Source organism: Dietzia sp. (genome assembly GCF_036741115.1).
Lineage (GTDB): Bacteria > Actinomycetota > Actinomycetes > Mycobacteriales > Mycobacteriaceae > Dietzia.
Genome location: NZ_DAINST010000056.1, coordinates 1 through 7825 on the forward strand (window position 1 = coordinate 1; position 7825 = coordinate 7825).

The window sequence follows — 7825 nt, forward strand, 5'->3', positions numbered from 1 at the left end:
CGAGCTCACCGCGCTCCTCGACGACCCCGACGCCGACGTGCTCGCAATCCAGGAGCGGTGCCAGATCCTCGCACTCGGGCTCCACCGACCACCGGCGGACGACCGCGACTGGGCCGGTGAGCGCGTCGCGGAACTGTGCGCGGAACTCGGTTGGCCGAACTTCCCCTCGTGGCCGCGCGCGGAGCTCACCGCGCTGGTCCGCGACCACCCCGGCGTCGTCGAGAGCGGCCTTCTGCGCTCATACGCCCTAGCCTTCGACAGCGTCGCCCGCACCAATCTCGCCACTGTGTCTCGCGCCGAGTCCCTGGACCGCCGGGCCATCGACGTGCTCCGCGGCGTCGCGCTCACGCTGCGCGTCGAGAAGGCAGTGAGCGCCATGGCCCACGCGAGCGCGAGCATGCTCCGCGCCGGGGCTCCGCCGACGGAGAGCCACCGGTCCCATTAGACCAGCACGTGCGCTCGAAGGGCGCCTCTCCGAACGCCTACAGCGGCGTAAGCGGGATCGGCCGCCGCACCGGACCGAACTCAAATCCGGCGCCAGAGCTCAGGCGGGTCACCGCAACCTCCTCGCGCTCCGCGAATTCCGCCCCGTCCGGGTCCGCCTCCGGATCCAGGAGCACCGCAGCTTTGACACCGGACGCCGACACGTCCAGGTCCACGCGATAGCGCGGATCTATGGCCCGCGCCGCGGCCTCGAGCGGACCAGCGTCCCCGCTGCCGAGTACCTGGGCCCACCCCTCGTCCCGCCACCACGGTGCCTCCGCGGCCCAGTGGAGATCGAGGCCTTCGCCGTCATCCCGCAATGCCATCGAGAAGCCCGTGTACTCGGCCGGCGCGGCGATGGGGTGGAGGGAGAAGATGCGGGCGAGGCCCGCGGGTCCGTCGGCGGCGGTCACACCGAGCGCCGCCGCGATCCTGCCCGTCGCGACCCCGGAGATCCCCGTGCACTGGTAGCGCAGCAGGCGCACCGCGGTGTCTGTGTCGGAGCGGCGCCGCACGGCCTGCGCGAAGCCGAGCGCGAGGAGGTGCATCTGCAGCGCGACCTCGCGGGCGATGCGGACCAGCGCCGCGCGGTCGAAGTCCGGGAAGTGCAGGTCGGAAAGCAGCGGCCCGGAATAGTCCGCGAGCAGGCCCTCGCGCGGGTCCTCGCCCGCGGCCGGCTCCGGGAACTCCAGCGACACCGCCGCGGCCGAGGCCGACTCCGCCGCCGGCGCGGGCAGCTCCGCGGGTGGTGCGTCGGCGTCGATCCGCACGGTCCACTGGCAGTGCGGAGTGCGCCCCGCGGGCGAGCGCGGCGGCCGGTGCACCGGCTCGACCACGGCGCGCGGGTTGGTGGCGAAGGCGGTCGCAGGGAAGGTCGGGTCCTCGATGTCATGGCACATGACCTTGACGAGTTGGTCCCCCATCGGCTCGACGTCCATGAGCGCACCGCAGTGGTCGAGGTGGAATTCGCCGTGGTCGTGGTCGTGCACGGTGTACCGGAAGTCCATGAACTCCGGCGGCGCACCGATGTCGAGCTGGAAACCCTTGAAGATCTCCGCGACCCCGTCGCCGGAGATCCCCAATGCCCTCTTCATCCGTAAAGCATAGTGCGGACTCGCCGCCTGCCATTCCTCGATGGCCACGTCGCGCATGCCCTCGAGACCGAATTCGGCGAGTAGCGCGGGCATGCCCGCGCGGTCGATGAGTTGGCCGATGAGGAGTTGCTCGCGCACTAGCGCCGCGAGCTCGTCGTGCGCGAGGCCGTCGATGCCGTATACAGAGCCGTCGCGTGCTGGACCTTCGGTGCCTCCGCTCATCTCACACCCCAAGGTCCTCGGGGAACTCCTCCGGCCAGATGTCCTTGGGCGCCGTGCGGATCCGGTACCAGCCGGGGAGCTTCTCGCCGGCCGAGGCGAACCTGGCCTTCATCCCATCGCTCAGCGCATCGGCCTCGTACATGCGCATAAACAGACCGGCGACGTTTCCGAAGTCGAAGAAGTCCCGCTGCCACGCCCACTGCCCTTCGCCGCCGTAGCGGAACCACGAGCCGCCGAGCCCATAGACCTCGAAGGGCTTACCCGTCTCGGGATCGACGGTGCCGCGCGCGATCTGGCCCCATAGGCAGATCACGTCGCCGGTCTTCTCGTCGATGATCCTATGGCGGTACGGATACTCCCAGCCCTCGAGTCCGCGCATCTCCTGCCCGAGCGCCAGCTCGCGGATCTCGTCGCGGCCCACGGCCATGAAGTCATCCTTGGGGCCGTAGTTCCAGCCATAGTGCGCGTCCTTCGCGTAGAACTCCGCGAGCGGACCCCAGTCCTGACTCTTCTCCGCCTCTACATTTGCTTCGATCCAGCGCTCGAGGAAGTCCTCGATTTCCTTGCGGTCGAATCCAGTCATGCCGTCCTCCGTGATTTCCGTCGTCTCCGTTGCGGGTCCGGGACGCTACCCGGAGCAGCCGCGCGTGCGTTGCGGACCCTCGCGATCCGTAGCGGTCCCTCGAGTTAGTCGCCCACGATCCGCAGAGCGCGGGTGGGGCAGAATTCCACCGCGTCCTCCACTACCTCGCGCTGGTCGTCGGGGATCTCGCCGCGCGTGGCCCGGACCTTCGCCCCCGGCCCCTTGCCCACGGAGAACCACTCGGGCGCTTCCATCTGGCACTCGGCGTGGCCCTGGCACAGATCGAAATCGACCTCGACGCGGCTCATCGCCGCCTCCGGTAGCGGACGGTGCATGGCTGCGCGAGTTGAACCACCATCTTCGAGTGGTCGTTGCGATACGAGTCCGGATCCTGCGCCAGCTCGAACTCGAAATTCCGCAGGAGAATCGAGAAAATCGACTTGATCTGCAGCTGCGCGAACGCCGCTCCGACGCAGCGATGTCGGCCGGCGCCGAACGGGATCCACGTCCAGCGGTTCTCGATGTCCTCCTCCCGGCCCTTCTCGTAGCGGCTCGGATCGTAGGTATCGGCGTCGGGGAAGTCCTCGGGCAACCGCCCGGAGACGGCCGGCGATGCGGCCACGGTCTGCCCCTTTTTGACGTCGGTGTCTCCGATTCGCATGTCTTCCTGCGCCACCCGCATGAGGACGATGAGCGGCGGGTGCAGCCGCAGCGACTCCTTGAGCGCGTTCTCCAGCTTCGGGATCTTGCGCAGGGCGCGGAAACTGTAGTCGTCGCCTGAGCCGTAGATTTCCTCGAGCTCCGCGAGGACCTCGCGCATGTAGTCCGGATTGCGGAGAAGATCGATGAGCACCCACGCCGATGTGCCCGCGGTGGTGTGGTGCCCGGCGAACATCATGGAGATGAAGATGCCGGTGACCTCGTCGGCAGAGAAGCGGTGGCGTCCGTCGTCATCCTTGATGGAGACGAGCACGTCGAGCAGGTCCCGGTCCGCCTTGTCCTCAGGAGGGTTCGCGATCCGCTCGTCCATGATCCCCTGCACGAGCTCGACGAGCCCGGCGCGCGCGGCATCGCGGCGGCGGAAGGACTCGATGTCGGCGTGCGGATCGATGTACGCGTGGGGGTCGGTGCCGCGCTCGAGGTCGCGGTAGAGGTCGGCGAAACGCTTGTCGAGCTGGTTGCGAAAGCGCGGCCCGATAAGGCACGCCGACGACGTGTAGATCGTGAGCTCGGAGAAGAACTCGAGGAGGTCGATCTCGCCCTCATCGCCCCAATCGGCGATCATCCGCTCGACCTCGCGCGGGATGGTCTCGGCGTGCGAACGCATGTGCTCTCCGCGGAGCGCCTGGTTGTGGAGCATCTCGGAGCGGCGCTCCGGGCTCGCGTCGAAGACGACGCCCTCGCCGAAGATGGGGGTCATAAACGGATATGCCGCCGCCTGGTCGAGCGCTTCCTCGGGGGCGCGGAAGAAGGCCTCATTGTTCTCGGCGCCCGAGACGAGGACGACCTCGCGCTCGGCGAGCTCGAAGGTACCGGCATTTCCGCATTCGGAGCGGACCCGCCAGAACAGCTCGAGCGGATCGGCCGCGAGCTCGTCCAGGTGGCCCTGCTCCCCGCCTCCCGAGACGCGGCGCGCCCCGGAGAACGGGCACGTCGCGGGCTCGCCCTGGGCCTGGTCTCGCTGATCTTTGCCGGCCTGCGCCGTCGCAGTCCCGGCCCGCTGCTCTGTGTCGTCCTCGTGTGCCATGTGCCAACCCGACTTTCCTAGTGGTCCTAGTGGTGGGAGTTGTGGGAGTTCGCCGGCGGAATCGCCGCTAGCGGAGAATCGTCCTCGCGGCGAACTCGACCGAGTCCGCCATCTGCTCGTATGTCGAATAGCCGAGGCCCGCGCGGAGCAGCGCTCCGGAGTAGACGGACTCGAGGGCCTCGAGGACCCGCTCGTCGACTGCCTCGGTGCCGCCGTTGCCGGCCAGCGCCGCCATGAGCCTGCGACGGATCTCGACGCCGACCTCGATCCGTAGGTGCTCGACCTCCGGATCGGCGCCGAGCAGGGATGCCGTGGTCGCCGAGGCGAGTTCCGGCTCGTCGGCGACGAGAAGCGCCACCTGCCGGAGGACGATTACCACCCGGTCGGCAGCATCGCCCTCCCCCTCGAGGTCCACCTCCGGCAGCGAATGGAGCCGCCGCCAGAACACCTCGACCACCACGTGATCCTTCGAGGAGAAATAGGTGTACGCGGTGGCCGCAGCGACCCGTGCACGCTTGGCCACCTCCCGGACCGTGAGCCCGGTGGTGCCCTTCTCCCGGAGAACCTCGAGCGCAGCCTCCGTGAGCCTGTCGACCGTGCCGGCCTGCTGGTCGGAGAGCCTGCGCCTGGGTGATTCGTGTCGAGTAGGGGTGGACATGTGTCTAGACACTACTCCAGTCCACACGCCCGCACAAGCGAATTTCCCGGCATTTCGCGCGATTACGTCGAATTATGTACACGTGTCCAGACGCTCGTCTAGGCTCGGCTGCGACAACAACGTCCGGAATTTTGCCTACAAGCGAACCCCATCCCTTCTCCAGAACCGCTCAAGAAAGGTCGACCGATGGCACTGTTCTCCGCCGATGTGGCGTCCAGGCTCTACGTGGACGGCGAGCTCCGTCCGTCCGCGGAGGGCACCTACCCCGTGGTCTCTCCCGCCACAGGCGAGATCATCGGTCACGCCGCAGACGCGGGCACCGCGGAGACCGAGGCGGCCATCGCTGCCGCGCGCCGCGCCTTCGACACAACGGACTGGTCGAGAGACACCGCGCTCCGCACCCGCTGCCTCCGCGCGCTGCACAGCAAGATCCGCGAGCGCATCGAGGAGTTCCGCGAGATCACCATCGCCGAGGTCGGCGCCGGGCGCTTCCTCACCCAGGGGCCGCAGCTCGAGGGCCCCGTCGACGGGCTCGAATACTTTGCTTCGCTCGCCGAGGATTTCGAATGGTCTACCGATCTCGGGACGCTCGACGTCATGGGAATCGAATCGAGGCGCGAGGTGCGCCACGAGCCGGTCGGCGTGGTCGCGGCCATCACCCCGTGGAACTTCCCCAACCAGATCAACCTCGCGAAGATCGGCCCGGCCCTCGCCACGGGCTGCACCGTGGTGCTCAAGGCCGCGCCCGACACCCCGTGGTGCGCCGCCGCGCTCGGCGAGATGGCCGCCGAGGCGGGGTTCCCGCCCGGCGTGTTCAACGTGCTCACGTCCTCGCGCAACGATGTCGGCGAGCAGCTCGTCGCCAGTCCGGACGTGGACCTCGTGTCGTTCACCGGCTCGACCGAGACGGGCAAGCGGATCATGCGCGCGTCCGCGGACTCGCTCAAGCGGGTGTTCCTCGAGCTCGGCGGCAAGTCGGCGTCGATCGTCCTCGACGATGCCGATCTCGGGCTCGCGTGCATGATGACCGCGATCAACGCCACGATGCACGCCGGCCAGGGTTGCGCCCTGACCACTCGCCTGCTCGTCCCGCGCGAGAAGCTCGACGAGGCCATCGCCCTGACCAAGGGCGTCCTCGAGGGCACCGAATGCGGCGACCCGAACGACCCGGGCACCATGTGCGGCCCGCTCATCTCCTCGCGCCAGCTCGAGCGCGTGGCCGGCTACGTCGAGCTCGCCCGCTCCGAGGGCGGCACGGTCGAGTGCGGAGGCCGCTCTCCCGAGGGCAAGGCAGGCGGCTTCTGGTTCGAGCCCACGCTCATATCCGGCCTGACGCCGGAGTCCCGAGTCGCCCGCGAGGAGATCTTCGGCCCCGTTCTCGTGATCCTCCCCCACGACGGCGACGACGACGCGATCCGCATCGCCAACGATTCCCCGTACGGGCTCTCGGGCGCCGTGTTCGGCACCGATCCCGAGCGCCTCGAGAACGTGATCTCCTCCGTGCGCACCGGGACCTTCGGCGTCAACGGAGCGCAGTGGTACGGCCTCGACGTGCCGTTCGGCGGCTTCAAGCAGTCCGGGATCGGCCGCGAGATGGGCGTCCAGGGTTTTACCGAGTACCTCGAGACCAAGTCCGTCGGCACCCCGGCGTAGTCCCGCCGTCATTCCGAGCTGCTACCCCGCCGCTCCCAACCCGAACCACCACACCCCTGAAGGAGAGACATGACCACCACCGATACCCCCGCCCCCACAGCCTCGAACGAGCGCCTCGCAGGAAAGGTCGCCATCGTCACCGGCGCCGCCGGCGATATCGGCGCCGAGTACGCCCGCGCCGTCGCGCGCTCCGGGGCCTCCGTCGTGTGCGCCGACCTCGACCTCGACAAGGCCACGGCCGTCGCCGAGGAGATCAACACAGTCGCGGGTGGCGCCGCGTGCGCCCACCGGGTCGACATCGCCGACGTCGACTCCGGCGCCGCCTGTGCGCAGCGGGCCGTCGACGAGTTCGGCGGGCTCGACCTGCTCGTCAACAACGCGGCGATCTTCGGCGGGATGAAGCTCGACTTCCTCATCACCGTCGACTGGGACTACTACAAAAAGTTCATGGCCGTGAACCTCGACGGCCAGCTCAACATGGTCCGCGCCGTGCTGCCGCACATGCAGGCCCGCGGCGGCGGCTCGATCGTCAATCAGACCTCGACTGCGGCGTACATGTACTCAAACTTCTACGGCCTCGCGAAGGCGGGGGTCAATGCGCTCACCCAGCAACTCGCGACCGAGCTCGGGAGCTCCGGCATCCGGATCAACGCGATCGCTCCCGGCCCCATCGACACCGAGGCCAACCGGACCTCGACCCCGCAGTCGATCGTCAATGACATGGTCGCGAAGCTCCCGCTCGCGCGCATCGGCACGCCCGCCGACCTCGTCGGCACCCTGCTGCTCCTGCTCTCCGACGAGGCGAGCTGGGTTACCGGGCAGATCTTCAACGTCGACGGCGGCCAGGTCTTCCGCCCCTGATCGCGTTCCTTCGGTCGCTATTCCGGCGAGTTTCCGGCGCATCCCCGATCGCGCCCCAGCCCCACCTCACCCAGGAAAGGTCCCCGCCCATGGACACTCCCTCCTCGTCTCCTGACGGAGAACGTCCCGCTTCTTCCGACACCAGTGCCACCTCTCCTGTCGGCTACATCGGCCTCGGCTCGATGGGTGCGCCCATGGCGCGCAGGCTCCTCTCCTACCCCGGAGGGCTCTACGTCTGTGATGTCCGCTCCGAGGCCACCGAGCCCTTCACCGGAGAGGGCGCCCCGGCGGGGAGCGTCGCCGATCTCGCACGCGAGTGTTCCGTCGTCTCCGTGACCGTGCTCAACGACGCGCAGGTCCGCGACGTCGTCGCCGGCCCCGACGGGCTCGTGGCCAATGCCACCGGCGCCGAGCGCCGCGGCGATGCGGGCCGGCTCGTCATCGCCGTGCATTCCACGATCTCCGATTCCACTGCGGAAGAGCTCGCCGCCTACTGCGCCGAGAACGGCGTGGGCTTCGTGGAT

The 7825-nt window shown here is 68.7% G+C and carries 9 protein-coding genes; 4 read left to right on the forward strand and 5 right to left on the reverse strand.

Annotation, left to right across the window (positions count from 1 at the left end):
* The coding region (locus V7E05_RS09690) for a hypothetical protein (protein ID WP_333619454.1) at positions 1-445 on the forward strand (445 nt) is incomplete at its 5' end.
* Positions 446-482: 37 nt separating this feature from the next.
* On the opposite strand, the gene V7E05_RS09695 is transcribed toward V7E05_RS09690, so the two are convergent.
* The 5 genes from V7E05_RS09695 to V7E05_RS09715 form a co-directional block, all read right to left on the reverse strand.
* The gene (locus V7E05_RS09695) at positions 483-1799 is read right to left on the reverse strand and encodes a hypothetical protein (RefSeq protein WP_333619455.1); all 1317 of its coding nucleotides are present in this window, start codon (positions 1797-1799) and stop codon (positions 483-485) included.
* Position 1800: 1 nt separating this feature from the next.
* Positions 1801-2382 carry a nuclear transport factor 2 family protein gene (locus V7E05_RS09700; RefSeq protein WP_333619456.1) on the reverse strand — a complete coding sequence of 194 codons (582 nt, stop codon included), beginning with the start codon at positions 2380-2382 and terminating at the stop codon, positions 1801-1803.
* A gap of 104 nt (positions 2383-2486) precedes the next feature.
* A complete protein-coding gene (locus V7E05_RS09705; protein WP_333619457.1) occupies positions 2487-2690 on the reverse strand; it encodes a ferredoxin in 204 nt (67 codons plus the stop codon).
* Positions 2687-4129, reverse strand: coding sequence for a cytochrome P450 (locus V7E05_RS09710; RefSeq protein WP_333619458.1), 1443 nt, complete (start codon positions 4127-4129; stop codon positions 2687-2689). Before V7E05_RS09710 ends, V7E05_RS09705 begins: the two co-directional genes overlap by 4 nt.
* Positions 4130-4196: 67 nt before the next feature.
* Positions 4197-4787, reverse strand: coding sequence for a TetR/AcrR family transcriptional regulator (locus V7E05_RS09715; RefSeq protein ID WP_333619459.1), 591 nt, complete (start codon positions 4785-4787; stop codon positions 4197-4199).
* A gap of 186 nt (positions 4788-4973) precedes the next feature.
* On the opposite strand from V7E05_RS09715, the gene V7E05_RS09720 reads away from it, so the two are divergent.
* The 3 genes from V7E05_RS09720 to V7E05_RS09730 form a co-directional block, all read left to right on the forward strand.
* Positions 4974-6440 carry an aldehyde dehydrogenase family protein gene (locus tag V7E05_RS09720; RefSeq protein ID WP_333619460.1) on the forward strand — a complete coding sequence of 489 codons (1467 nt, stop codon included), beginning with the start codon at positions 4974-4976 and terminating at the stop codon, positions 6438-6440.
* 69 nt (positions 6441-6509) lie between these two features.
* Complete coding sequence (locus V7E05_RS09725) at positions 6510-7301, forward strand: SDR family oxidoreductase (protein WP_333619461.1); 792 nt, start codon at positions 6510-6512, stop codon at positions 7299-7301.
* A gap of 89 nt (positions 7302-7390) precedes the next feature.
* On the forward strand, positions 7391-7825 hold a 435-nt coding region (locus V7E05_RS09730; RefSeq protein WP_442891649.1), incomplete at its 3' end, for an NAD(P)-binding domain-containing protein.